Source organism: Pseudomonas sp. D2002, from assembly GCF_013385735.1.
Lineage (GTDB): Bacteria > Pseudomonadota > Gammaproteobacteria > Pseudomonadales > Pseudomonadaceae > Aquipseudomonas.
Map to the genome: position 1 here is coordinate 315,115 of NZ_JACAPL010000006.1, position 24,833 is coordinate 339,947.

Genomic DNA, 24,833 nt, shown 5'->3' on the forward strand with positions numbered 1-24,833 from the left:
GCGAGCAAGCCCGCTCCCACATTGGATCTGCGCTGAGCCGAAGATCGGGTTAGAACAAATCGATCGGCGCCGCCTCATCTGCCGGCAGCGGGCTGCCCGGTGCAACGCCATTGCCCAGCTCGTTGACCGACGGCGGCGTGTCTTCGCTCTTGAACAGTTCGAAGTATGCATTCGGCGTGCTTGGCGACGCTGCTCGGCCACTCACCGGGTCAATGCGCAGGCTGAGAATGCCTTCCGGCTCAGGCTGGGTATGCAGTGGTTTGTCCTTTAAGGCCGCGCCCATGTAGCTCATCCAGATCGGCAGCGCGACGGTGCCACCAAACTCGCGGCGGCCCAGGCTTTCCGGTTGGTCGTAGCCGGTCCACACGGTGGTCACGTAGTCGCCGTTGTAACCGGAGAACCAGGCGTCCTTGGAGTCGTTGGTCGTACCGGTCTTGCCCGCAATGTCTGCGCGGCCCAAGGCCAGCGCGCGGCGGCCGGTGCCTTTCTTGATCACGTCTTCCAGAATGCTGTTGAGGATATAGGTGGTACGGCCATCCACCACACGCTCAGCGACCGCAGGTGCTTGCGGCTCGGTCGGCGCGGTGGCATTGGCCGCTGGCGCTGTGCCTGGCGTCGGCTCAATGGTGATGCCGCCGTTGCTCGGTGCCGCGATGCCATCGGGCGCCGCCACGCCATTGACCACGTCACCCGGCACGCGTGGCGGGTTAGCGGTGAACAGGGTGTCGCCATTGCGGCTTTCGACCTTGTCGATCAGGTACGGCGTGATCTTGTAGCCGCCGTTGGCAAAGGTGCTCCAGCCGGTGGCGATTTCCATCGGCGTGAGGGTCGCGGTGCCCAGTGCCAGGGACAGGTTGGGCGGCAGGTCCGACTTGGCGAAGCCGAAGCGCGTCATGTAGTCGATGGTCTTGCCAACGCCCATGGCCTGCAGCAAGCGGATCGACACCAGGTTACGCGACTTGTACAGCGCCTCACGGATGCGGATCGGGCCGAGGAACGTATTGGTGTCGTTCTTCGGGCGCCAGACCTTGTCCAGGTACTCGTCGACGAACACGATCGGTGCGTCGTTCACCAGGCTGGCGGCGGTGTAGCCGTTATCCAGCGCGGCGCTGTAGACGAACGGCTTGAAGCTCGAACCCGGTTGACGCTTGGCCTGGGTGGCACGGTTGTAGTTGCTTTGCTCAAAGGCAAAACCGCCGACCAGGGCGCGGATCGCACCGTTCTGCGGGTCCAGGGACACCAGGGCGCCTTGGGCGACAGGGACCTGGCTGAATTTCAGGCTGTCGTCTTTCTGGCGTTGCACGCGGATCAGATCACCCACCTGTGCCACGTCCGACGGCTGCTTGGGCATCGGGCCCATGCTGTTGGTGTTCAGGAAGGGGCGCGCCCACTTCATGCTGTCCCACGACACATGGCCTTCGCCGGTGCGGGTGAGTACTTGCACGCCATCTTTCTTCACTTGGGTGACGATGGCTGGCTCCAGGCCGCTGATCGGGCGCTGTTTGCCCAGTTCAGTGGTCCAGGCGCTCAGGGTTTTGCCCGGCAGGCGTGATTCGGGGCCGCGGTAGCCGTGGCGCTGGTCATAGGTGACGAGGCCGTCGCGTACCGCGTTGTTGGCGATTTCCTGCAGGTTGCTCGGAATCGTCGTGGTGACGCGGAAACCTTCGGTGTAGGCCTCGCTGCCATAGCGGCCGACCATTTCGGCCCGCGCCATTTCAGCGATATAGGGTGCGTTCACTTCCGGCGTCGGCACGTGGTAGCTGGCATTCAGCGGTTCGGCCACGGCGCTTTCATAGGCGGCCTGGTCAATTTTGCCCAGCTTGTACATGCGCCCCAGGATCCAGTCGCGACGCTCTTTGCTGCGCGCCGGGTTGGCCAGTGGGTTAAAGCGCGAAGGGGCCTTGGGCAGGCCGGCAATCATTGCCATTTGCGCCAGGCTGGCATCACGAATCGACTTGCCGTAGTAGACCTGGGAAGCGGCTTCGATCCCGTAGGCGCGGTTGCCCAGGTAGATCTTGTTCACGTACAGCTCAAGAATTTCATCCTTGGTCAGCTGACGTTCTATCTGCAGGGCGAGAAGGATCTCAGTGGCTTTACGCGAAAAGCTGCGTTCGCTGGTGAGGAAGAAGTTCTTCGCCACCTGCATGGTGATGGTGCTGCCGCCGGATTGAATGTGTCCGCTTTTTACCAATTGGGTGGCTGCACGCACCAGGCTGCTGGGGTCTACGCCGTAGTGATTGGCGAAATTATCATCTTCAGCCGACAGCAGGGCGTTGATGAAATTGGGCGGAATGTCGGCGAAACGGATCGGTGTGCGGCGCATTTCGCCGAACTCCGCGATCAGTTTTTCATCGCTGCTGTAGACCCGCAAAGGAATCTGCAACTGGATACTTCTGAGTGCCTCTACGGAGGGCAAACCCGGACTAAGGTAGAGGTAGGCACCGCTGAGTACGAGCAGCAGCCCGCAGACGATCGCGACAATGGAGTACCCGAAAAACTTCAGCAGACGAATCAAGGCTTTTGGATTTCCAGAGAAAAGAATGAGTTACGCGTCGGGGCATGCATAACAAACGATGGATCGACCCGAGCAGCAGAAAAAAGCGGGAAAAAACGCTGGGCATTAAAGCATTTTCGGCCTGGGGCGTCATTCGCACCGCTCAAACAAGTCGACCGAATGCACGATGCCCGGCGGCAATCAGGCAATGACTGCCGGTATGACAGACAAAGTTTTAGGGAGTTTTATGAGAAAGGGATTTTTCAGGCGAAAAGTCGACACCACGCTAGGCGTCGACATCAATGACACCGGCATCAAGCTCATCGAGCTGGGCCGTTCCTCCAGCGGTTACAGCGTTCAGAGCTACGCCACCCAGCGGTTGCCCGCCAATGCGGTCGTCGATGGCACTTTGCTGGACCTTGAAGCCATAGGGCAGGTACTCCAACTGGCGTTGTCTCGGCTGAACACCTCGGCTCGGCAGGCTGCGGTTGCGGTGGCAGGTCCATCGGTCATCACCCGAGTGATTGAAATGGCAGCAGTGCTCAGTGACGAGGAAATGGTCTGGATGATCCAGATGGAAGCCGATCAGTACATTCCTTACCCATTGGACGACGTCGCCATCGATTTCCAGGTACGCGGCCCATCCGCCCAGGACCCTGCACGGGTCGAGGTATTACTGGCTGCGTGCCTCAAGGAACAAGTCGAAGCCCGCGAAGCGGTTTTGGCCTCGGCCGGGCTGGTGACACAAATCGTCGATGTCGAAGGGTTTGCATTGGAGCGCGCTTGCAGTCAGGATTTCGCCAGCTTCACGCCGGGCCATCGTGTTGATGGCGCACAATGGGCCGTGGATGCCCACGGGATGGGAATTGCTTGCGGGTTGGCCCTGAGGAGTTTCGCTGGATGACACGAATCAATCTTTTGCCATGGCGTCAGGCGCTGGCAGAGCGGCGGCGCAAATACTTCCTGGTATTTCTGCTGGCCTTCGCCGGTGTGGCGCTCGCGGCGGTGTGGCTGGCGGACCAAGTGATCGATCAGGCGATTGACCGGCAGGTGACGCGCAACAATCACCTGAGCAAAGAAGTCACCATTCAGGATTCGCGCATCAAGACCATCGACGACTTGCAGGAGCAAAGCCAGCAACTGGCTGCGCGCATGAAGGTCGTGCAAGACCTGCACGAATCCCGCTCGGCCAGTGCCCAGCTATTGGACCAATTGGCCCGCGCGGTACCCGATGGGGTGCATCTGCATGAGGTGGTGGCCAAGGGCAACACCGTTAAGGTCAGCGGCAGTGCTGAGTCCAGCCAGGATATCGCCCAATTGATGCGCCGCCTGGAAGCCTCTGAAGGCGCCCACGCCACTCGGCTGCAGCACGTGCGTGCGGAAGGTCAGGGTGGCGGTAACGAATTTCAATTGATGGTGCGCCAGGGCGAATCCACTGAGGCCCAGCCTTGAGCCTGCCCAGGCTCGACGTGTTCACGCTTTCTCACAATGCTGCTAAATGGCCCTTGCCGAGTAAGGTTCTACTCGCCTGTGCGCTGGCGGCGTCCGTCTGGCTGGTGGGCGATACCTGGCGGCTGGCCCCGGCACGTGAGCGGCTGAACACGCTGGAAACGCAGGCAGCGGCGCTGCAACAGGCGCTGACGCAAAAGGCCAGCCTGGCAGACAGTCTTGAGGATCGGGCCCGTCAGGCTCAAGTGATGCAGGAGCAGGTGGCCGGGCTTTTACGACAACTGCCCGGCGAGTCGGACATGCCTGGCCTGCTCGAAGACATTGCACGGCTGGCGGCTGCCAATGGTTTGGTGGTCGAGGGTGTCGCGGTGTTGGACGAGCAATCGCAGCCGCTCTATGTCGAGGAACCGGTGCAGCTCGGTGCTTTTGGCGCCTACCACGACCTGGCGGCATTCTTGAGTGGCTTGGGCGGGCTGTCGCGGATCGTTACTGTGCACGACGTTGTGCTTCGGTCTGATGGGCCGTTACTGCGCCTTGATTTTCTGGCCAAGACTTATCGGAGCACATTGCCGTCCGGCCGGGCTGGCCAGGCTGTCGAGCAGGGGCCGCGATTTGTCTACGACGCGGCTTTCTTGCGCGATCCGTTCCAACCGCCCACATCACAGGCCGATCGCGCGCCTGGCCGGCCGACACGGGCACCGGATTTAGCGCGTAAGCGTGGGGCGCTGGAAGCCGTGCCCGTCGACCGGTTCGAAATGGTCGGCACGTTATCTCGTGGTGTGCAGACCTTCGCCCTGTTGCGCGCAGCCTCTGGCGTGCACCGGCTGGCGGTCGGCGACTACCTGGGCCCCAACCATGGCCGAGTCATGGCCATTCATGCAGGCCACATCGAACTGGCCGAACTGTTCCCGGATGAGCAAGGCGCCTGGCTGGAGCGCTCGCGAACCCTGGTGTTAAACGTCAACTCATAACGGAATCAAACAATGAAAAGGACTTTTTCGTCCTTCGGTGTGGCGCTATGGATAGCGTTCACGGCACCGATGGCCCTTGCTGTGCCCAACCGTGTAGATCTGATCCAACTGCCGCCGCCTGGCCGCGCGGTGCCAAGCACCTATAGCGGTGACAAGCTGAACCTCAACTTCCAGAACATCGAGTTGCGTGCGGTATTGCAGCAGATAGCGGATGTGGCCGGGCTCAACCTGGTCACCAGCGACGAGGTGCAAGGCTCGATCACCCTGCGACTCAAGGATGTGCCCTGGGATCAGGCGTTGGACCTGGTGTTGCAAACCAAAGGGTTGGACAAGCGCGTGAAAGCCGGAGTTTTGCTGGTGGCGCCCGCCGAAGAATTGGCCGCCCGTGAGTTGCTGGTGTTGGAGTCGAACAAGCAGATGGCCGAGTTGGCGCCATTGCGCCGGGAGCTGTTGCAGGTCAATTACGCCAAGGCCGCGGACCTGGCCAAGCTGTTTCAGTCGGTGACGACCCTGGATGGCCTCACCGACGAGCGCGGCTCAGTGGCGGTGGATGACCGCACCAACAACATCATTGCCTACCAGACCGGCGAGCGGCTCGAAGAGCTGCGACGGATCGTGGCGCAGTTGGATATTCCAGTGCGCCAAGTGATGATTGAGGCGCGCATCGTCGAAGCCAATGTCGATTACGACAAAAGCCTGGGCGTGCGCTGGGGCGGGCGCCTTAATCGTGGCAATTGGGGCGCGGGCGGCATCGGCAAGCCGTTGGCCGAGGGCGTTGAACCACCGGCGAGCCCGTCCAGCTCGCCGTTTGTTGACTTGGGCTCACTCACCGGCACTGCTGGCTTGGGCATTGCCTATATCACCGACAACCTGTTGTTGGACCTGGAACTGACGGCCATGGAGAAAACCGGCAACGGCGAAATCGTCTCGCAGCCCAAGGTCGTCACCTCCGACAAGGAGACCGCGCGCATCCTCAAAGGCACCGAGATTCCCTATCAGGAATCCACCGGCAGAGGCGCCACGTCGGTGTCCTTCAAGGAAGCCTCGCTGTCGCTGGAGGTGACCCCGCAAATCACGCCAGATGGCTGGGTGATCATGGAGGTCAAGGTCACCAAGGATGAGCCCGACTACCTGAACAAACTCAACGACGTGCCGCCGATCAAGAAAAACGAAGTCAACGCCAAGGTACTGGTCAAGGACGGCGAGACCATCGTCATCGGCGGGGTTTTCTCCAATACCCAAAGCAAAGTGGTAGATAAAGTGCCATTTTTGGGCGATGTGCCGTATCTTGGCCGCCTTTTCCGGCGCGATGTTGTGGCGCAAAGAAAATCCGAGCTGCTGGTATTCCTGACTCCGCGTATTATGAATAACCAGGCGATTGCTGTGAGTCGTTGATTCTGTGCGAAATTTGATTCTTGTAGGACCGATGGGGGCTGGAAAAAGCACCATCGGCCGTTTGCTGGCCAAAGAGCTGCGCCTGCCATTCAAAGATTCCGACAAGGAAATTGAATTGCGCACGGGTGCCAATATCCCATGGATCTTCGATAAGGAAGGCGAACTGGGCTTTCGCGACCGCGAGCAGGCGATGATTGCCGAGCTGTGCGGCTGCGACGGCGTGGTATTGGCCACCGGCGGCGGCGCAGTCATGCGCGATGAAAACCGCCGGGCGCTGCATGCCGGTGGGCGCGTGGTCTACCTGCATGCGTCGGTCGAGCAGCAGGTGGGCCGCACCGCCCGCGACCGCAATCGCCCGTTGTTGCGCACTGCCGATCCGGCCAAAACCCTCAGGGATCTACTGACGTTGCGCGATCCGCTCTATCGGGAAATCGCCGATCTGGTGGTGGAAACCGATGAGCGGCCGCCACGAATGGTGGTTCTCGACATTCTTGAGCGCTTGCAGCAGTTGCCACCCCGTTAAAGCCAGACCCGAAATGCGCTATTCTCGGCGGCGCGCTATCAGCCTTCGGGGTGTGGCGCAGAGCCATCAGGCGACGTCAGATCCGAGCGTTGCCGATCGTACATATATCTTCACGCGGGGACACATGCAGACACTTAAGGTCGATCTAGGCGAGCGCAGCTACCCAATCCATATTGGCGAAGGTTTGTTGGACCTGCCTGAGCTGCTCGCACCGCATATTGCCGGGCGGCAAGTGGCGATCATCTCCAACGAAACGGTCGCGCCGCTGTATCTTGAGCGTCTGAGCCGCAGCCTTGCGGCGTACTCGGTGATTTCGGTGATCTTGCCTGACGGCGAGGCCCACAAGAACTGGGAAACCCTACAACTGATCTTTGATGGCCTGCTGACTGCGCGCCATGACCGGCGAACCACCGTGGTTGCCTTGGGCGGCGGTGTGATCGGCGACATGGCCGGCTTTGCGGCAGCCTGCTACCAGCGCGGCGTGGACTTTATCCAGGTGCCAACCACCTTGTTGTCCCAGGTTGATTCGTCGGTGGGCGGCAAGACCGGCATCAACCACCCGCTGGGCAAGAACATGGTCGGTGCGTTCTATCAGCCTCAAGCCGTGCTGATCGACACGGCGACCCTCAACACCCTGCCACCGCGCGAGTTGTCGGCGGGCCTGGCCGAAGTCATCAAGTACGGGTTGATCTGCGACGAGCCGTTCCTGACCTGGCTGGAAGAGCACATGGACGCCCTGCGCGCCCTGGACCAAGTGGCGCTCACTGAAGCGATCTCCCGCTCCTGCGCCGCCAAGGCGCTGGTGGTGAATGCCGACGAACGGGAGTCCGGCGTACGCGCTACGCTGAACCTGGGCCACACCTTCGGCCATGCGATCGAAACGCACATGGGCTATGGTGTGTGGTTGCATGGGGAAGCCGTGGCGGCTGGCACCGTGATGGCATTGGACATGTCGCAGCGCCTGGGCTGGATCAGCGCCCAAGAGCGCGATCGCGGCATCCGCCTGTTCCAGCGCGCCGGTTTGCCGGTCGTTCCACCTACGGAGATGACCGAGGCGGATTTCCTCGAACATATGGCAATAGACAAGAAAGTGATCGACGGTCGCCTGCGACTGGTGCTGCTGCGCCACATCGGCGAAGCGGTAGTGACCGACGATTATCCGAAAGAGATTTTACAGGCCACGCTGGGAGCGGATTACCGCGCCCTGGCCCAGCTTAAAGGTTAATAAGATCCCGATGACTAGTTTGCATGCCGACGAGGCGTTCCTCGGCCATTACCAGTTAAGCCACGACCCTTTTGCTCCACGGGTGCCGGGCTTCAAATTTTTCCCTGCCCAGCGCAAGCCGGTGCTCGGCCAGTTGCACCATTTGGCGCGCTACAGCCAGCTGCTGCTGGTGGTCACCGGCCCGTTGGGCAGCGGCAAGACTCTGCTGCGCCAGGCGCTGGTTGCCAGCACCAACAAGCAATCGGTACAGAGCGTGGTGGTGTCGGCCCGTGGTGCGGGTGATGCGGCGGGCGTGTTACGCCAGGTTGCCCAGGCGCTGAACGTGGCGACCGCCGAGCCGAACGCGATCCTCAAGCAAGTGGTGCAACTGGGCCTGACCGGCCAGGAAGTCTACCTGCTGGTGGACGACGCCGAGCAGCTCGACGAATCCGCCCTGGAAGCGCTGCTGGCGCTGGCGGCGGGTACGCCTGAAGGCCGCCCGCATGTGTTCCTGTTTGGCGAGTCGTCGTTGATCGCCGATCTGGAGCAGATCAGTGGCGAACAGGAGCTGTTTCACGTCATCGAATTGCAGCCGTACGAAGAGGAAGAAACCCGCGAATACCTGGCTCAACGCCTTGAGGGCGCTGGGGCGGGTATCGAACTTTTCTCCGCTGCGCAGATCTCTGATATTCACGAAAGCTCCGACGGCTGGCCTGGCACCATCAACCAGGTTGCCCGGGATGCCTTGATCGAAGCCATGATTGCAAGCCGCTCTGCGGTTAAGCGTCCAAAGATGGGGTTTACTATGCCTAAGAAGCACGTATTGGCTATTTCCGCCGTTGTCGTGGTCGCTGTCGCCGCCGCCTGGTTGATCCCAGGTCGCAGCAAGGCACCCGCCACCGCCGGCGCGCCAACCGAACAGGCGCAGTTGCCACTGGGCAAGCCCACGCCAAATGTCGAATTCGCCAACTCCGGCCAACCGACCAATCTGCCAATGGTTGGCCAGCCTGTCATGCGCGGCCCGCTCGCCCAAGAAGCCGGTGGCATCTCCGAAGGCGACGACGGTGTGCCGGTGGAAGGCTCCAGCGCCACGCCGCCGACCGTGACCACGACCGCGCCGCCTGCGGGCGTACCTGCCGGTCAACCAGCGGCTCCGGTTGCCAAGCCGACCCCAGCTCCGACCGTTGCCACCGCCAAGCCCGCGCCGGTTGCCAAGCCTGTCGCACCTGCGCCAGCCGCCAAACCGGCACCGGCTGCCAAGCCAGCTGAGAAACCAGCGGCCACTGTCGCCAAGGCCGGCGCCGCTGGCAGCAGCTGGTACACCAGCCAGCCGACTGGCAACTTCGTGGTGCAGATCCTCGGCACCAGTTCAGAAGCCAACGCTCAGGCGTTCGTGAAAGAGCAGGGCGGCGAGTACCGTTATTTCAAGAAAGTGCTCAACGGCAAGCCTCTCTACGTGATCACTTACGGCAACTTCTCCAGCCGTACCGCAGCTGAATCCGCTATCAAGGCCTTGCCAGCGAAGGTCCAGGCTGGTAAACCTTGGCCTCGCACTGTTGCCAGCGTTCAACAAGAACTCGCAACAACTCGCTGAAGATTCGGCGGCCTTACCCAGGCCGCCTCTCCCGGCACCTCAAAAAAATCTACAACAGCGTGCAGCCCTGAAGGCCGCGCGCTTTGTGGTGTCTGCGTCACAGTAGCTTTTGAGTCGTAGCGGTCAGAATTAAAAAAGTTTTGACTAGCACAGCATATCGCTTTAAACCTTTCATAAATGCGACATAGATTTGCGACATTTCGTCGCTAAATTTGTGAGCGTTAGTGTCGGTGTGTACAATGACCTCCCTTTTGCCCCCGCTAAGCCGGCGTACGTTCGGCGTGGAAGGTAACCGGTTGAATTGAAAAGAAATTTGCCTCGGTATAAGAGGCAGCCTGGTGAGAAAGTGTCTATGAAAGCAGGTCTGTACCAACCCGATGAATTCAAGGATAACTGCGGTTTCGGCCTGATAGCCCACATGCAGGGCGAGCCCAGTCATACCCTTTTACAAACGGCCATCGAGGCCCTGACCTGCATGACCCACCGCGGTGGGATCAACGCCGACGGCAAAACCGGTGACGGTTGCGGCTTGCTGATTCAAAAGCCCGACCAGTTCCTGCGCGCTGTCGCAAAAGAACAATTTGCAGTCGACCTGCCCAAGCAATACGCCGTGGGCATGGTGTTTTTCAACCAGGACCCGGTTAAAGCCGAAGCCGCTCGCGAGAATATGAACCGCGAGATCCTGGCTGCCGGCCTGCAACTTGTCGGCTGGCGCAAAGTGCCGATCGACACCAGCGTGCTCGGCCGCCTGGCCCTGGAGCGCCTGCCGCAGATCGAACAAGTGTTCATCGCAGGCGATGGCCTGAGCGATCAGGACATGGCGATCAAGCTGTTCACCTCGCGTCGTCGCTCGTCAGTGGCCAACGCTGCCGACACCGACCACTACATCTGCAGCTTTTCGCACAAGACCATCATTTATAAAGGCCTGATGATGCCGGCGGACTTGACCGCCTTCTATCCAGACCTGAGCGATGAGCGCCTGCAAACCGCAATCTGCGTGTTTCACCAGCGCTTCTCCACCAACACCCTGCCGAAATGGCCGCTGGCCCAGCCATTCCGCTTCCTCGCCCACAACGGCGAGATCAACACCATCACCGGCAACCGCAACTGGGCCGTGGCCCGTCGCACCAAGTTCGCCAACGATTTGATGGACCTCGAAGAGCTCGGCCCGCTGGTCAACCGCGTGGGTTCCGACTCTTCCAGCATGGACAACATGCTCGAGCTGATGGTCACCGGCGGCATCGACCTGTTCCGTGGCGTGCGCATGATCATTCCGCCTGCGTGGCAGAACGTCGAGACCATGGACCCGGACCTGCGTGCATTCTACGAGTACAACTCGATGCACATGGAGCCGTGGGACGGCCCGGCCGGCGTGGTCATGACCGACGGCCGCTACGCGGTGTGCCTGCTCGACCGTAACGGTCTGCGCCCGGCGCGTTGGGTCACCACCACCAACGGTTTCATCACCCTGGCGTCGGAAATCGGCGTGTGGGACTACAAGCCTGAAGACGTGATCGCCAAAGGCCGCGTTGGCCCCGGCCAGATCCTGGCTGTGGACACCGAAACCGGGCAGATCCTCGACACCGACGCCATCGACAACCGCTTGAAATCGCGTCACCCGTACAAGCAATGGCTGCGCAAGAACGCCCTGCGCATCCAGGCAACCATGGAAGATAACGACCACGGTTCGGCTTTCTACGACGTCGACCAGCTCAAGCAGTACATGAAGATGTATCAGGTCACGTTCGAAGAGCGCGACCAGGTGCTGCGCCCGCTCGGCGAACAAGGCTATGAGGCCGTCGGCTCCATGGGCGATGACACGCCAATGGCCGTGCTGTCACAGCGCGTGCGCACGCCGTACGACTATTTCCGCCAGCAGTTCGCCCAGGTGACTAACCCGCCGATCGACCCGCTGCGCGAAGCCATCGTGATGTCCCTGGAAGTGTGCCTCGGTGCCGAGCGCAATATCTTCCAGGAATCGCCTGAGCACGCTTCCCGCGTAATCCTCAGCTCGCCGGTGGTTTCGCCGGCCAAGTGGCGTTCGCTGATGACCCTGGAGCGCCCGGGCTTCGACCGTCAGATTATCGACCTGAACTACGACGAAAGCCTCGGCCTTGAAGCCGCTGTGCGCAATGTCGCCGATCAGGCCGAAGAGGCGGTGCGTGCCGGTCGTACCCAGATCGTGTTGACCGACCGTCACATCGCCCCTGGCAAGCTGCCGATCCACGCCTCGCTGGCCACCGGCGCGGTGCATCACCGCCTGACCGAAAAAGGCCTGCGTTGCGACTCCAACATCCTCGTGGAAACCGCCACTGCCCGTGACCCGCACCACTTTGCGGTGTTGATCGGCTTCGGCGCCTCGGCGGTGTACCCGTTCCTGGCGTACGAAGTGCTCGGCGACTTGATCCGTACCGGCGAAGTGCTGGGCGACCTCTACGAGGTGTTCAAGAACTACCGTAAGGGCATCACCAAGGGCCTGTTGAAGATCCTGTCGAAGATGGGCATCTCCACCGTTACGTCCTATCGCGGCGCTCAACTGTTCGAAGCCATCGGTCTGTCCGAAGAAGTCTGCGAGCTGAGCTTCCGTGGTGTGCCGAGCCGCATCAAGGGCGCGCGTTTCGTTGACATCGAAGCCGAGCAAAAAGCCCTGGCAGCCGAAGCCTGGAGCGCGCGCAAGCCGATCCAGCAAGGCGGCCTGCTGAAGTTCGTCCACGGTGGCGAATACCACGCCTACAACCCGGACGTGGTCAGCACCCTGCAAGCCGCTGTTCAGCAGGGCGACTACGCCAAGTTCAAGGAATACACCGCACTGGTGGATAACCGCCCGGTGTCGATGATCCGCGACCTGTTCAAGGTGAAAACCCTCGACACGCCGCTGGCCATCAGTGAGATCGAGCCGCTGGAATCGATCCTCAAGCGGTTCGACTCCGCGGGTATTTCCCTTGGCGCCTTGTCGCCTGAGGCTCACGAAGCCCTGGCCGAAGCCATGAACCGCCTGGGGGCGCGTTCCAACTCCGGCGAAGGCGGCGAAGACCCGGCGCGTTACGGCACCATCAAGAGCTCGAAAATCAAGCAAGTGGCGACTGGCCGTTTCGGCGTAACCCCGGAATACCTGGTCAACGCCGAAGTGCTGCAGATCAAAGTCGCCCAGGGCGCCAAGCCTGGTGAAGGTGGGCAACTGCCAGGCGGCAAGGTCAACGGTTTGATCGCCAAGCTGCGTTATGCAGTGCCGGGCGTGACCCTGATTTCGCCGCCGCCGCACCACGACATCTATTCGATTGAAGACTTGTCGCAGTTGATTTTCGACTTGAAACAAGTCAACCCGCAGGCACTCGTCTCGGTGAAACTGGTCGCAGAAGCCGGCGTGGGCACCATCGCCGCTGGCGTGGCCAAGGCCTATGCCGACCTGATCACCATCTCCGGCTACGACGGCGGCACTGGCGCTTCGCCGCTGACCTCGATCAAGTACGCCGGTGCACCGTGGGAACTCGGCCTGGCGGAAACCCACCAGACCCTGCGCGGCAACGACCTGCGCGGCAAAGTGCGGGTGCAAACCGACGGCGGCCTGAAAACCGGCCTCGACGTGATCAAGGCCGCGATCCTCGGCGCCGAAAGTTTCGGCTTCGGTACTGCGCCGATGATCGCCCTGGGCTGCAAATACCTGCGCATCTGCCACCTGAACAACTGCGCCACCGGCGTCGCCACTCAGAACGAGAAGCTGCGCAAGGACCACTACATCGGCACCGTCGACATGGTGGTGAATTTCTTCACCTACGTCGCCGAAGAAACCCGTGAGTGGCTGGCCAAGCTGGGTGTGCGTTCGCTGGAAGAGCTGATCGGGCGTACCGACCTGCTGGAAATCCTCGAAGGCCAGACCGCCAAGCAAAACCACTTGGACCTGACGCCGCTGTTGGGCAGCGATCACATCCCGGCAGACAAGCCACAATTCTGCCAGGTGGACCGCAACCCGCCGTTCGACAAAGGCCTGCTGGCCGAGAAGATGGTCGAAATGGCCAGTTCCTCGATCAACGATGCCAGCGGTGGCGATTTCGCTTTGGATATCTGCAACTGCGACCGTTCGATCGGTGCACGCATCTCCGGCGAAATCGCGCGCAAGCACGGCAACCAAGGCATGGCGAAAGCGCCGATCACGTTCCGCTTCAACGGTACTGCCGGCCAGAGCTTCGGCGTGTGGAACGCCGGCGGCCTGCACATGTACCTTGAAGGCGATGCCAACGACTACGTGGGCAAGGGCATGACCGGCGGCAAACTGGTGATCGTTCCGCCTAAAGGCAGCATCTACAAGACCCAGGACAGTGCCATCATCGGCAACACCTGCTTGTACGGTGCCACCGGTGGCAAGCTGTTCGCCGCCGGCACGGCCGGTGAGCGTTTCGCCGTGCGTAACTCCGGTGCCCACACCGTGGTGGAAGGCACTGGCGATCACTGCTGTGAGTACATGACCGGGGGCTTTGTCGCGGTACTGGGCAAGACCGGTTACAACTTCGGTTCGGGCATGACCGGCGGTTTCGCCTACGTGCTTGACCAGGACAACACCTTCGTCGACAAGGTCAACCACGAGTTGGTCGAGATCCAGCGGATCAGCGGCGAAGCCATGGAATCCTACCGGAACCACTTGCAGCACGTGCTGGATGAGTATGTCGAGGAAACCGGCAGCGAATGGGGGCGTAACCTCGCCGAAAACCTCGATGATTACCTGCGTCGTTTCTGGCTGGTCAAGCCCAAGGCTGCCAACCTGAAATCGTTGCTTTCCAGCATCCGTGCCAACCCGCAGTGATATGCGCCTGAACAGTTTGATGAGGTTTTAACATGGCTGAACGTCTGAATAACGACTTCCAGTTCATCGATGTCGGGCGCAAAGATCCGAAGAAGAAACTGTTGCGTCAACGCAAGAAAGAGTTCGTGGAAATCTACGAACCCTTCAAACCCCAGCACTCGGCCGACCAGGCCCACCGCTGCCTGGGTTGCGGTAACCCGTATTGCGAATGGAAGTGCCCGGTGCACAACTTCATTCCCAACTGGCTCAAATTGGTGGCGGAGGGCAACATCCTCGCCGCCGCCGAGCTGTCGCACCAGACCAACACCTTGCCGGAAGTGTGTGGCCGGGTGTGCCCGCAAGACCGTCTGTGCGAGGGGGCCTGCACCCTCAACGACGGCTTCGGCGCGGTGACCATCGGTTCGGTCGAGAAATACATCACCGACACCGCGTTCGCCATGGGCTGGCGCCCGGACATGTCCAAGGTCAAACCGACCGGCAAGCGCGTTGCGATCATCGGCGCAGGCCCGGCGGGCCTGGGCTGTGCCGACGTGCTGGTGCGGGGCGGCGTGACCCCGGTGGTGTTCGACAAGAACCCGGAAATCGGCGGCCTGCTGACCTTCGGTATTCCCGAGTTCAAGCTGGAAAAAACCGTACTGAGCAACCGTCGTGAAGTCTTCACCGGCATGGGTATCGAGTTCCGTCTCAATACCGAAATCGGCAAAGACATCACCATGGAACAACTGCTCGCCGAATACGATGCGGTGTTCATGGGCATGGGCACCTACACCTACATGAAGGGCGGCTTTGCCGGTGAGGACCTGCCGGGCGTGTATGACGCGCTCGACTTCCTGATCGCCAACGTCAACCGCAACCTGGGCTTTGAAAAGTCGCCGGAAGATTTCGTCGACATGAAAGGCAAAAAGGTCGTGGTGCTGGGCGGTGGGGACACCGCGATGGACTGCAACCGCACGTCGATTCGCCAGGGCGCCAAGTCGGTGACCTGTGCGTACCGCCGTGACGAAGCCAACATGCCCGGCTCGCGCAAAGAGGTGAAGAACGCCAAGGAAGAAGGCGTGAAATTCCTCTACAACCGCCAGCCGATCGCCATCGTCGGTGAAGACCGTGTTGAAGGCGTGAAAGTGGTCGAGACCCGTCTCGGCGAGCCGGACGCCCGTGGCCGTCGTAGCCCTGAGCCGATCCCGGGCTCCGAAGAGATCATCCCGGCCGACGCCGTGGTCATCGCCTTCGGCTTCCGCCCAAGCCCGGCGCCGTGGTTCGAGCAGTTCGAAATCCAGACCGACAGCCAGGGCCGCGTCGTCGCCCCGGAACAAGGCCAGTACAAGCACCAGACCAGCAACCCGAAAATCTTCGCCGGTGGCGATATGGTGCGTGGTTCTGACCTGGTGGTGACGGCGATCTTCGAAGGCCGCAATGCCGCTGAAGGGATCCTGGATTACCTCGGCGTTTAAGCCTCGGTACGCTTAACACAAGCGGGCTTGTTCCTTACGGACAAGCCCGCTTTTGCGTTTTATTGCTTACGTTTTTTAACGCGCCTCATCACCACCACAAAAAACACCGGTACAAACACCACGGCCAGTGTTGCGCTGATCATCCCGCCGATCACGCCCGTACCAATGGCTTGCTGGCTTGCCGAGCCGGCGCCGGTGGCAATGGCCAACGGCACCACGCCTAGAATAAACGCCATCGAGGTCATCACAATTGGACGTAACCGCAGCCGAGCGGCTTGCAGCGTGGCGTCGATCAGGTCGTGGCCCTCATCGTAAAGTGTCTTGGCGAACTCGATGATCAGGATTGCGTTCTTCGCCGACAGGCCAATGATCGTGATCAAACCGACCTTGAAGAATACGTCGTTGGGCATCCCGCGCAGCGTGACTGCCAGAACAGCGCCAAGCACACCAAGCGGCACGATAAGCAACACGGATGTGGGAATCGACCAGCTCTCGTACAGCGCCGCCAGGCACAGGAACACCACCAGCAGCGACAGGCCGATCAGGATCGGCGCCTGGTTGCCGGACAAGCGCTCCTGCAATGACAGCCCCGTCCATTCCTGCCCAATGCCCGCGCGCCCCTGGGCCACCAGGCGTTCGATTTCGGCCATGGCTTCGCCGGTACTGTAACCGGGCGCGGGTTCGCCGGAGATGCTCACCGAGGGGTAGCCGTTGTAACGGTTCAATTGCGCAGGCCCTTGAGTCCATGTGGCTTGAACGAACGTTGAAAGGGGCACCATTTGTCCTGCGTTGTTGCGTACGTGCATCTTCAGCAAGTCATTAACCTGTTGACGTTGGTCGCCTTCGGCCTGCACCACCACCCGTTGCATACGGCCCTGGTTGGGAAAGTCATTGATGTAGGCCGAACCGATGCCGGTGGACATCAGGTTGCCAATGTCGGCGAAGGAGACACCGAGCGCGTTAGCATGTCGGCGGTCAATATCGAGTTTGACCTGGGGGGCTTCGGCCAGCGCGCTTTCGCGCACATCTGTCAGGATCGGGCTGGCTTGCGCCGCTTCCAGTAAATCGTTGCGAGCCTGCATCAAGGCTGCGTAGCCAAGGCTGCCACGATCCTGCAAACGCAGCTCGAAACCGCTGGAACTGCCGAGACCGCGAATCGGTGCCGGCGACACCACCAGCACCTCGGCTTGCTTGATTTGACTCAAGGCCGCGTTGGCGCGGTCGGTGATTGCCGCTGCAGAGTCATTACTGCCCCGCCAGGACCAACCCTTGAGCACCGCGAAACCCAACGCCGCGTTCTGCCCATTGCCGGAAAAGTTGTAGCCGAGAACGAATGTGCTGTTGTCCATGGCAGGCTCCGTGGCGAAATGTGCTTCGACCTGTTTGACGACCTCTACCGTGCGACTTTGGCTCGCTCCGGGGGGGAGTTGAATGTCGATGATCACAAAGCCCTTGTCTTCTTTCGGAAGAAACGAGGCGGGCAGCTGGCTGAAGCTCACTATCAGCACGAGCAGAAGGGCTGCATAGATGAACAAATAGCGCCCGCTGCGTTTCAAGGCATGAGTCACCCAGCCTTGGTAATGCTTGGTCAGTTGTTCAAACCGGCGGTTGAACCCGGCGAAGAACCGTGCAGAGGTGTGATCACCCGCGGCCACAGGCTTGAGCAGGGTTGCGCAAAGCGCGGGTGTGAGCGTCAGCGCAAGGAGCGCCGAGAACAGAATGGAGGTGGCCATGGTCAGCGAAAACTGCTGGTAAATGACCCCGACGGACCCCTGCATAAATGCCATCGGGATAAATACCGCCACCAGCACCAAAGTAATGCCGACGATAGCCCCGCTGATTTGTTTCATCGCCTTGCGCGTGGCTTCCCTGGGCGAGAGCCGCTCCTGCAGCATGATGCGTTCAACGTTTTCCACCACCACAATGGCGTCGTCCACCAGGATGCCGATCGACAGCACCATGCCAAACATGGTCAGCACGTTGATGGAAAATCCCATCAGTAACATGAGCGCCAAGGTGCCCATCAATGCGACCGGTACAACCAGGGTCGGAATCAGTGTGTAACGAATATTTTGCAGGAACAGGTACATCACCGCGAACACCAGCACCATGGCTTCGAGCAGTGTGTACACCACTTTAGTAATTGAGGCTTTGACGAACGGCGAGCTGTCGTAAACGATCTGGTACTTCATGCTGGCAGGAAAGTAGCGTGACAACTCGTCCATCTTCTCGCGCACGCGTGTTGCCGTACTCAACTCATTGCCGTCAGGCGTCAATTGCACGCCCAACTCGCTGGACGGTCGACCATTGAGTCGGGTGCCGAACTGGTATTCCTGGCTGCCGATTTCAACCCGGGCAACATCGCCAAGGCGCACGACAGCCCCGTTGGGCTCGGCTCTCAGCACAATGTCGGCGAACGCTTGCGGGCTCGACAGTTGGCCCTCAGCCAGGACGGTCGCGGTGATTTCCTGGGTATTGGCAGCGGGTAACTCGCCCAGGCTGCCGGCGGCTATCAAGGTGTTTTGAGCCGCGATTGCTGCGTTGACTTCTGCGGGTGTCAGGTTGAAAGCGATCAACTTTTGCGGGTCGACCCAGATACGCATGGCTCGCTCAGCGCCGAACAACTGGACTTTCCCAACCCCCTCCACGCGCTTGATTTCGTTGATGACGTTACGTGCCAGGTAATCGCTGAGGTCAATGCTGGTGACATTCTCGTCGGTGCCGATAAGCGAAACGAACAGCAGAAAGCCGGTGGACGCTTTCTCCACGCGCAAGCCCTGTTGGATCACTGCTTGTGGAAGGCGCGATTCGACGGCTTTCAGGCGGTTGAGCACATCGACCTGCGCAAGATCCGCAGGGGTGCCTGGCTTGAATGTCGCAGTGATCGTGGCGGTGCCTTGGCTGCTGCTTGATTCGAAATACAGCAGGTGATCAGCCCCGCTGAGCTCTTCTTCGATCAGGCTGACGACACTTTGGTCCATCGCCTGCGCCGAAGCACCGGGGTAGTTGGCGACGACTTCGATGCGCGGCGGCGCAATGTTGGGGTACTGCGCCACGGGGAGCTGTGGAATCGCCAGAACACCCGCCAGCAGGATAAACAGGGCGATCACCCAGGCGAATACCGGGCGGTCAATAAAGAATTGCGGCATACGCTAGCGTCCTTTTGACTGACCAATAGCCTGGTCGAGTGGAAGAGCGCCGTTGTCGATCACCACGTGTTCGCCTGGGCGGGCATGTTGCAGGCCTTCGACGACGATTCGGTCGCCGGATGTGAGGCCGTCGGTGACAATCCACCGGTTCTGGTGCACAGCGCCCAGTTGCACGGTTCGCAGGCTCACGCGCAGTTCCTCATCCACCAGCAGCACTTGAGCCAGCCCGGCGCTGTTACGCAGGATGGCGCGCTGCGGCACGCTGATACCTTGTTGGTCGATGGCGTGCTCCAGCCGCACACGCACGAAGCTGCCGGGCAGCAAATCGAGGTCGGGGTTGGGAAACTCGCTGCGCAGGATGATCTGGCCGGTGCCGGGGTCTACTGAGATGTCGCTGAACAGCAGCTTGCCGGGCAACGGGTACGCGCTGCCGTCGTCCTGCAGCAAGGTGGCTTTGGCCTGGCCCGGGCCCGGTTGTTGCAACTGGCCGGAGCGGAATGCGCGGCGCAGTTCGTTGAGTTCACGGGTCGATTGCGTCAGGTCGACATGGACCGGGTTCAACTGCTGGATCAGCGCCAGCGGGGTTGATTCGTTCTGTCCGACCAAGGCACCTTCGGTCACCAGGGCACGCCCGATGCGCCCGGAGATGGGCGCGGTCACGGTGGCGTAACTCAAATTCAGACGCGCGCGTTGCACCTTGGCCTCGTTGGCTGCGACGTCAGCTTCAGCCTGCCGTGCGGCCGCGCGCGCGTTGTCATACTCCTGAGCACTGATCGCCTTGGCTGAGATCAACTGGCGGTAACGCTGTTCTTGCTGACGTGCGCGCAAAGTATCGGCTTGCGACCGTTTAAGCCCGGCCAGGGCGCTGTCCAGATCCGCCTGCAGCGGCGCCGGGTCGATGTAGAACAGGACGTCACCCTGTTTCACGTCACCGCCTTGCGCGAACACACTTTTGAGCACCACCCCAGCCACCCGAGCGTTTACCTGGGCCGTTCGTGGTGCGGCAATGCGCCCACTGAGCTCGCTGCTGATGGAAATGGGTTTGGCTTGCAGGGTTTCTGTGCTCACCTTTACGGGGGCGGATGCCTGCGGCTCGGGTGCCTGGGTGCAACCGCTCGCAGCAATGGCCAACACCACTGAAGCGGATGCGAAACGCAACTTTCTATACATCGACATGCCTCCATAAAGAGGCATGGATGCTAGGAACGAGCAGTTAATTTGCGGTTAAACCGAGGCTGGAAGAGTGCGAGCAAATGTGACCCTTAGTTTCAAATCTTTGCAGAGAAGAAGCTCAGGTGTGACGTTCCATCACCGCGACAAATTGACCCGATAGACAAAAGGCACGGCTCACTCCGTGCCTTTTGCGTCGCGCTCTGAGAAAATGCCCGCACTTTTTTTGCGGATGCCGACATGACTGCCCTCAAGAACGACCGTTTCCTTCGTGCCCTGCTCAAGCAACCTGTAGACGTCACGCCTGTATGGATGATGCGTCAAGCCGGTCGCTACCTGCCGGAATACCGCGCCAGCCGCGCTAATGCCGGTGATTTCATGAGCCTGTGCATGAACCCGGAGTTCGCCTGCGAAGTCACGATGCAGCCGCTGGACCGCTACCCACAACTGGACGCGGCCATCCTCTTCTCCGATATCCTCACCATCCCCGACGCCATGGGCCAAGGCCTGTATTTTGAAACCGGCGAAGGCCCGCGTTTCAAAAAGGTTGTCAGCACCCTGGCCGACATCGAAGCGCTGCCGATCCCTGATCCGCACAAAGACCTCGGTTACGTGATGGACGCCGTCAGCACTATCCGCCGCGAGCTCAACGGCCGCGTGCCGCTGATCGGCTTTTCCGGCAGCCCTTGGACCCTGGCCACCTACATGGTCGAAGGCGGTTCGTCGAAAGACTTCCGCAAGACCAAGGCCATGCTCTACGACAACCCGCAAGCCATGCACCTGCTGCTGGATAAACTGGCGCAGTCGGTCACCAGCTACCTCAACGGCCAGATCATGGCCGGCGCGCAAGCGGTGCAGATCTTCGATACCTGGGGCGGCAACCTGTCGTCGGCGGCCTATCAGGAATTCTCCCTGGCCTACATGCGCAAGATCGTCAGTGGCCTGATCCGCGAACACGAAGGCCGCAAAGTGCCGGTCATCCTGTTCACCAAAGGTGGCGGCCTGTGGCTGGAAAGCATCGCCGATGCTGGCGCTGACGCGCTGGGCCTGGACTGGACCTGCGACATTGGCGAAGCGCGCCGCCGCGTTGGCGGCCAGGTCGCGCTGCAAGGCAACATGGACCCGACCGTGCTGTACGCCAAGCCGGAAGCAATCCGCACCGAAGTCGGCCGCATCCTGGCCAGCTACGGCAAGGGCAGCGGGCACGTGTTCAACCTCGGCCATGGCATTACGCCGGAAGTGAACCCGGAGCACGCCGGCGCGTTCCTGCGCGCGGTGCATGAGCTGTCGGCGCAGTATCACGAGTAAACACAAAACAACTGTGGGAGCGGGCTTGCTCGCGAATGCGGAGTGTCAGTTGATACATTCATGACTGATACACCGCATTCGCGAGCAAGCCCGCTCCCACATTTTAAACAGGGCCGCCTCAGGCCTGCACATTCCCCAGCGGCGGCAACTTCGCCAGCTTCAACGCCACCAGCAGCGCGCCAATCAACAGCGCCACGATAAACCCGCCAATCCCGTTCCACCCGGCAAAGTGCCAGAAGAACCCGCCCGCCGTACCGGCAATACTCGACCCCACGTAGTAGCAAAACAAATACAGCGACGACGCCTGCCCCTTGGCCTTGACTGCGCGGCGGCCGATCCAGCTGCTGGCCACCGAGTGCGCGCCGAAGAAGCCGAAGGTGAAGATCAGCATGCCCGGCACCACCAGCCACAACGGGGTGAACAGGGTCAGGCTCATGCCGGCGAGCATCAACACAATCGTGCCCCACAGCACTCGGCGGCGGCCGAGGCGGTCGGCCAGTGAGCCTATTTTTGCCGAGCTGTAGATGCCGGTCAGGTACACCAGCGAGAGCAGGCCGACCACCGCCTGGCTCAGCCCGTACGGCTCTGCCAGCAGGCGATAACCGATGTAGTTGAACATCGTGACGAAGGCACCCATCAGCAAGAAGCCCTCAAGAAACAACCACGGCAGGCCCGCGTCCTTGAAGTGCATGACAAACCCATTCAGCAGGTTGCGCGGCTTGAGGCTGCTGGTGCGGAAGTTGCGCGATTCGGGCAGGACCTTCCAGAACACCGTGGCCGCGATCAGCGCCAGCGCGCCGATGATCAGCATTGCGGTGTGCCAACTGACGAAGTCGATAAGTACGCCGATGATCAACCGCCCGCTCATGCCGCCAATGGCGTTCCCGCCGATATACAGGCCCATCGCCAGGCCGATGTGTTGCGGGTGGATCTCTTCGCTCAGGTAGGTCATCGCCACGGCGGCCAGGCCGCTCAAGGACAAACCCACCAGCGCGCGCATCAGCAGAATCCCTTCCCAGGTCGGCATCAGGCCGCTGGCGATGGTCGCCAGCGCGGCGCAAAACAGCGCGCAGACCATCACCGGCTTGCGCCCCAGTCGGTCGGAAATCGGCCCGGTGACCAGCAAGCCCAACGCCAGCATCGCCGTGGCGACCGACAGGATCAGGCTGCTTTGCGCGGCATTGATGGAAAACTCGTGAGACAGCGCCGGCATCATCGGCTGCACGCAATACAGCAGCGCAAAGGTGGCGAACCCCCCGGAAAACAGCGCCAGCACCGTGCGCATGAACATCGGCGTGCCTTTTTCGATGTACGCCTCGTTGAGCTGGGCCACCACCTCATCCAGGGCGGTAGGCGGGATCTCTTGAGCAAATGGAGCGACAGCAGATTTCACGGGGACCTCGGCGAGGGAAAGCCTGCCAGAACTGGCAATGCAAAAAAGAATATAGCTGCCTAATGATTCTTTCCAATATATTGTTCGACCTGTTTGATAGCTTTTACGACCTAATGAGGTTTGCATGGAATTGCGTCACCTGCGGTACTTCATCGCCGTCGCCGAAGAACTGCATTTTGGCCGCGCCGCGCAGGTGCTGGGCATCTCGCAGCCGCCGTTGAGCCAGCAGATTCAGGCGCTGGAGCACGAGGTGGGCGCGCGCTTGTTTGAGCGCACCAACCGTCGGGTCGAGCTGAGTGAGGCGGGGCGTTTGTTCCTGCACGAGGCGCGATTGGTACTGGCGCAGGTCGACAAGGCGTCGGATGTGGCGCGGCGTGCGCAGTTGGGCGAACTGGGGGAACTGAAGATCGGCTTCACCTCGTCGGCGCCATTCAACGCCAGCATTCCGCAGGCGATCTTCGCGTTTCGGCAGGCGTTCCCGGCGGTGCATTTGAATCTGCAGGAGATGAGCAGCACCGAAGTGGCCGAGTCGCTGGTGGATGAGTCGATCCAAGTGGGGCTGATGCGCCCGCTGCCGTTGCCGGATTCGCTGAATGTCATCGAGCTGATGCGTGAACCGCTGGTCGCCGTGCTGAATGCCGGTCACCCGCTGGTGGACGGCAGCGAGCGCGGCTTGCATCTGGCGCAACTGGCGCAGGAACCGTTTGTATTCTTCCCACGCACCTATGGCAGCGGCCTGTACGCCCAACTGCTCAACCTGGCCCGTGACGCCGGTTTCAGCCCGCACTTCGCCCAGGAAGCCGGGGAGGCAATGACCATCATCGGGTTGGTGGCGGCGGGCTTGGGGGTGTCGGTGCTGCCGGCGTCTTACCAGCGCATTCGAATTGATGGCGTGGTGTATCGCACCTTGCTCGATCAGGAAGCGGTGACGGCCGTGTGGCTGGTGCAACGCAAAGGCGCGCAAACCCCGATGGCCAAGGCGTTTGTGGAGCTCTTGACGCGCAAAGCGGTGGTGTAGGCACTGTCACATATCAGGTAACGCAACCGGCTTAGTCGACAGTCATCTTCAGGGCGCGAACCCCATCTGCTGGGCAAAGTGCGACATTGTCGCGACCGTAAGCCTGGGGCGACTGGATCGAATCAAAAGCAAAGACCGTCATGGCAAACGAACTTACAAAATCGCAGAGCTCACCAGCGAGCAGTTTTTAGCGATAAAGGCGGCGGTGCGCAGTGCGCTGGGGTTGCGATGAAGTGGAACAAAGATGAGCGGCGCTTTGCCACCGATTGCAGGCGAGCTGTTTTCAGGCATACTGGCCGAGTTCCCGAAAGGGGCTTGTGAGACTCTGAGGATCCTGGGTAACCAGCCATCGCAGAGCCAGGCAGGACGCGGCGATGACAAGCCAACCTGTTTGTGAAGAGGGCGCCGAAAGGCGCCCTTTGTCGTTTCCGACGGGCTGAAATGCTCAGTTCTGCTTCGACGTCCCCGTCTGCTCAAACAACTGCGCCGCCGACCCGGCCTCATTCACGCCATTGCTGCGCAAACCCGCCATGATGTCGCCATCCAAATTGTTCACCCAACGGTTGTAGTTGCGATGGATCTTGCCGTCCTTGTAGCCCAGGTCGCGGCTGTCGCGGTAGGTGATGGCGTAGCTGTTGCGGGTGTAGCGGATGTCGATTGCAGCGTAGTACTGGTTACGCACGGTGATCTCGGCCTGCACCAGTTGCGGGCCGAAACGTTGCACGGTCCACTCGCGTTTTTGCAGGGCGGTGACGATCACCTGCTTCATTTTTTCTTCGCTGACTTGAGCGTCGGCCGGCAGCGCGTGCTGGGTGTTGAGCACCGGTTTGGTGGTGCACCCGGCGGTGGTCAGCAGGGCCAGGGTGATCAGGGTGGCGCGTAGCAAGGAAGACATTCCGTTTTCTCCAATCGATTA

17 protein-coding genes are annotated in these 24,833 nt (G+C 60.8%); 11 read left to right on the forward strand and 6 right to left on the reverse strand.

Annotated elements, in window-relative coordinates; genetic code table 11:
- Positions 1 to 49: 49 nt before the first annotated feature.
- Positions 50 to 2,512 (reverse strand): penicillin-binding protein 1A, encoded by a 2,463-nt coding sequence (locus HX783_RS14410; protein ID WP_371317686.1) that lies wholly within the window; start codon positions 2,510 to 2,512, stop codon positions 50 to 52.
- A 229-nt stretch (positions 2,513 to 2,741) separates the two neighbouring features.
- On the opposite strand from HX783_RS14410, the gene pilM reads away from it, so the two are divergent.
- The 9 genes from pilM (at position 2,742) to HX783_RS14455 (ending at position 15,879) form a co-directional block, all read left to right on the forward strand.
- Positions 2,742 to 3,398: a type IV pilus biogenesis protein PilM gene (pilM, locus tag HX783_RS14415; RefSeq protein WP_177017467.1), complete on the forward strand. Its 657-nt coding sequence runs from the start codon at positions 2,742 to 2,744 to the stop codon at positions 3,396 to 3,398.
- A complete protein-coding gene (locus tag HX783_RS14420) occupies positions 3,395 to 3,946 on the forward strand; it encodes a PilN domain-containing protein (protein WP_177017295.1) in 552 nt (183 codons plus the stop codon). The genes pilM and HX783_RS14420 overlap by 4 nt, the downstream gene beginning before the upstream one ends.
- On the forward strand, positions 3,943 to 4,914 hold the full coding sequence (locus HX783_RS14425; RefSeq protein WP_177017296.1) for a pilus assembly protein PilP: 972 nt from the start codon (positions 3,943 to 3,945) through the stop codon (positions 4,912 to 4,914). The genes HX783_RS14420 and HX783_RS14425 overlap by 4 nt, the downstream gene beginning before the upstream one ends.
- A gap of 69 nt (positions 4,915 to 4,983) precedes the next feature.
- Complete coding sequence (locus tag HX783_RS14430; protein WP_177017468.1) at positions 4,984 to 6,309, forward strand: type IV pilus secretin PilQ; 1,326 nt, start codon at positions 4,984 to 4,986, stop codon at positions 6,307 to 6,309.
- A gap of 4 nt (positions 6,310 to 6,313) precedes the next feature.
- A complete protein-coding gene (gene aroK, locus HX783_RS14435; protein WP_017138567.1) occupies positions 6,314 to 6,832 on the forward strand; it encodes a shikimate kinase AroK in 519 nt (172 codons plus the stop codon).
- Positions 6,833 to 6,956: 124 nt separating this feature from the next.
- Positions 6,957 to 8,057, forward strand: a complete 1,101-nt coding sequence (gene aroB, locus HX783_RS14440) for a 3-dehydroquinate synthase (RefSeq protein WP_177017297.1) — start codon at positions 6,957 to 6,959, stop codon at positions 8,055 to 8,057.
- Between the two features lie 10 nt (positions 8,058 to 8,067).
- Entirely contained in the window at positions 8,068 to 9,630 is a 1,563-nt protein-coding gene (locus HX783_RS14445; RefSeq protein ID WP_177017298.1) for an SPOR domain-containing protein, read from the forward strand.
- A 352-nt stretch (positions 9,631 to 9,982) separates the two neighbouring features.
- Complete coding sequence (gene gltB / locus HX783_RS14450; RefSeq protein ID WP_177017299.1) at positions 9,983 to 14,428, forward strand: glutamate synthase large subunit; 4,446 nt, start codon at positions 9,983 to 9,985, stop codon at positions 14,426 to 14,428.
- Between the two features lie 32 nt (positions 14,429 to 14,460).
- On the forward strand, positions 14,461 to 15,879 hold the full coding sequence (locus tag HX783_RS14455; RefSeq protein WP_078731229.1) for an FAD-dependent oxidoreductase: 1,419 nt from the start codon (positions 14,461 to 14,463) through the stop codon (positions 15,877 to 15,879).
- Between the two features lie 59 nt (positions 15,880 to 15,938).
- On the opposite strand, the gene HX783_RS14460 is transcribed toward HX783_RS14455, so the two are convergent.
- Together HX783_RS14460 and HX783_RS14465 are read right to left on the reverse strand one after the other, a co-directional pair.
- The gene (locus HX783_RS14460; RefSeq protein ID WP_177017300.1) at positions 15,939 to 19,028 is read right to left on the reverse strand and encodes an efflux RND transporter permease subunit; all 3,090 of its coding nucleotides are present in this window, start codon (positions 19,026 to 19,028) and stop codon (positions 15,939 to 15,941) included.
- Positions 19,029 to 19,031: 3 nt separating this feature from the next.
- Entirely contained in the window at positions 19,032 to 20,204 is a 1,173-nt protein-coding gene (locus tag HX783_RS14465; protein ID WP_371317680.1) for an efflux RND transporter periplasmic adaptor subunit, read from the reverse strand.
- A gap of 234 nt (positions 20,205 to 20,438) precedes the next feature.
- Between HX783_RS14465 and hemE the strand changes: the two genes are divergently transcribed.
- On the forward strand, positions 20,439 to 21,506 hold the full coding sequence (gene hemE, locus HX783_RS14470) for a uroporphyrinogen decarboxylase (RefSeq protein ID WP_159953789.1): 1,068 nt from the start codon (positions 20,439 to 20,441) through the stop codon (positions 21,504 to 21,506).
- A 118-nt stretch (positions 21,507 to 21,624) separates the two neighbouring features.
- Here hemE and HX783_RS14475 read toward each other — a convergent pair whose 3' ends face one another.
- Positions 21,625 to 22,866 carry an MFS transporter gene (locus HX783_RS14475; RefSeq protein WP_371317687.1) on the reverse strand — a complete coding sequence of 414 codons (1,242 nt, stop codon included), beginning with the start codon at positions 22,864 to 22,866 and terminating at the stop codon, positions 21,625 to 21,627.
- A 157-nt stretch (positions 22,867 to 23,023) separates the two neighbouring features.
- Here HX783_RS14475 and HX783_RS14480 point away from each other — a divergent pair, with 157 nt between their 5' ends.
- Positions 23,024 to 23,917 carry a LysR family transcriptional regulator gene (locus HX783_RS14480; protein WP_159953793.1) on the forward strand — a complete coding sequence of 298 codons (894 nt, stop codon included), beginning with the start codon at positions 23,024 to 23,026 and terminating at the stop codon, positions 23,915 to 23,917.
- Positions 23,918 to 24,070: 153 nt separating this feature from the next.
- Here the strand turns inward: HX783_RS14480 and HX783_RS14485 are convergent, their stop codons facing one another.
- Positions 24,071 to 24,208, reverse strand: coding sequence for a hypothetical protein (locus HX783_RS14485; RefSeq protein WP_177017303.1), 138 nt, complete (start codon positions 24,206 to 24,208; stop codon positions 24,071 to 24,073).
- Between the two features lie 154 nt (positions 24,209 to 24,362).
- Positions 24,363 to 24,812: a hypothetical protein gene (locus tag HX783_RS14490; RefSeq protein ID WP_177017304.1), complete on the reverse strand. Its 450-nt coding sequence runs from the start codon at positions 24,810 to 24,812 to the stop codon at positions 24,363 to 24,365.
- Between the last annotated feature and the right edge of the window lie 21 nt (positions 24,813 to 24,833).

Excerpts from the sequence above, each read along its gene's own strand:
- pilM (WP_177017467.1), top strand. The coding sequence starts at position 2,742 with ATGAGAAAGGGATTTTTCAGGCGAAAAGTCGACACCACGCTAGGCGTC.
- HX783_RS14420 (WP_177017295.1), top strand. The coding sequence starts at position 3,395 with ATGACACGAATCAATCTTTTGCCATGGCGTCAGGCGCTGGCAGAGCGG.
- HX783_RS14430 (WP_177017468.1), top strand. The coding sequence starts at position 4,984 with ATGGCCCTTGCTGTGCCCAACCGTGTAGATCTGATCCAACTGCCGCCG.
- aroB (WP_177017297.1), top strand. The coding sequence starts at position 6,957 with ATGCAGACACTTAAGGTCGATCTAGGCGAGCGCAGCTACCCAATCCAT.
- HX783_RS14445 (WP_177017298.1), top strand. The coding sequence starts at position 8,068 with ATGACTAGTTTGCATGCCGACGAGGCGTTCCTCGGCCATTACCAGTTA.
- gltB (WP_177017299.1), top strand. The coding sequence starts at position 9,983 with ATGAAAGCAGGTCTGTACCAACCCGATGAATTCAAGGATAACTGCGGT.
- HX783_RS14455 (WP_078731229.1), top strand. The coding sequence starts at position 14,461 with ATGGCTGAACGTCTGAATAACGACTTCCAGTTCATCGATGTCGGGCGC.
- HX783_RS14460 (WP_177017300.1), bottom strand. The coding sequence starts at position 19,028 with ATGCCGCAATTCTTTATTGACCGCCCGGTATTCGCCTGGGTGATCGCC.
- HX783_RS14465 (WP_371317680.1), bottom strand. The coding sequence starts at position 20,204 with ATGTCGATGTATAGAAAGTTGCGTTTCGCATCCGCTTCAGTGGTGTTG.
- hemE (WP_159953789.1), top strand. The coding sequence starts at position 20,439 with ATGACTGCCCTCAAGAACGACCGTTTCCTTCGTGCCCTGCTCAAGCAA.
- HX783_RS14480 (WP_159953793.1), top strand. The coding sequence starts at position 23,024 with ATGGAATTGCGTCACCTGCGGTACTTCATCGCCGTCGCCGAAGAACTG.
- HX783_RS14485 (WP_177017303.1), bottom strand. The coding sequence starts at position 24,208 with ATGCCTGAAAACAGCTCGCCTGCAATCGGTGGCAAAGCGCCGCTCATC.
- HX783_RS14490 (WP_177017304.1), bottom strand. The coding sequence starts at position 24,812 with ATGTCTTCCTTGCTACGCGCCACCCTGATCACCCTGGCCCTGCTGACC.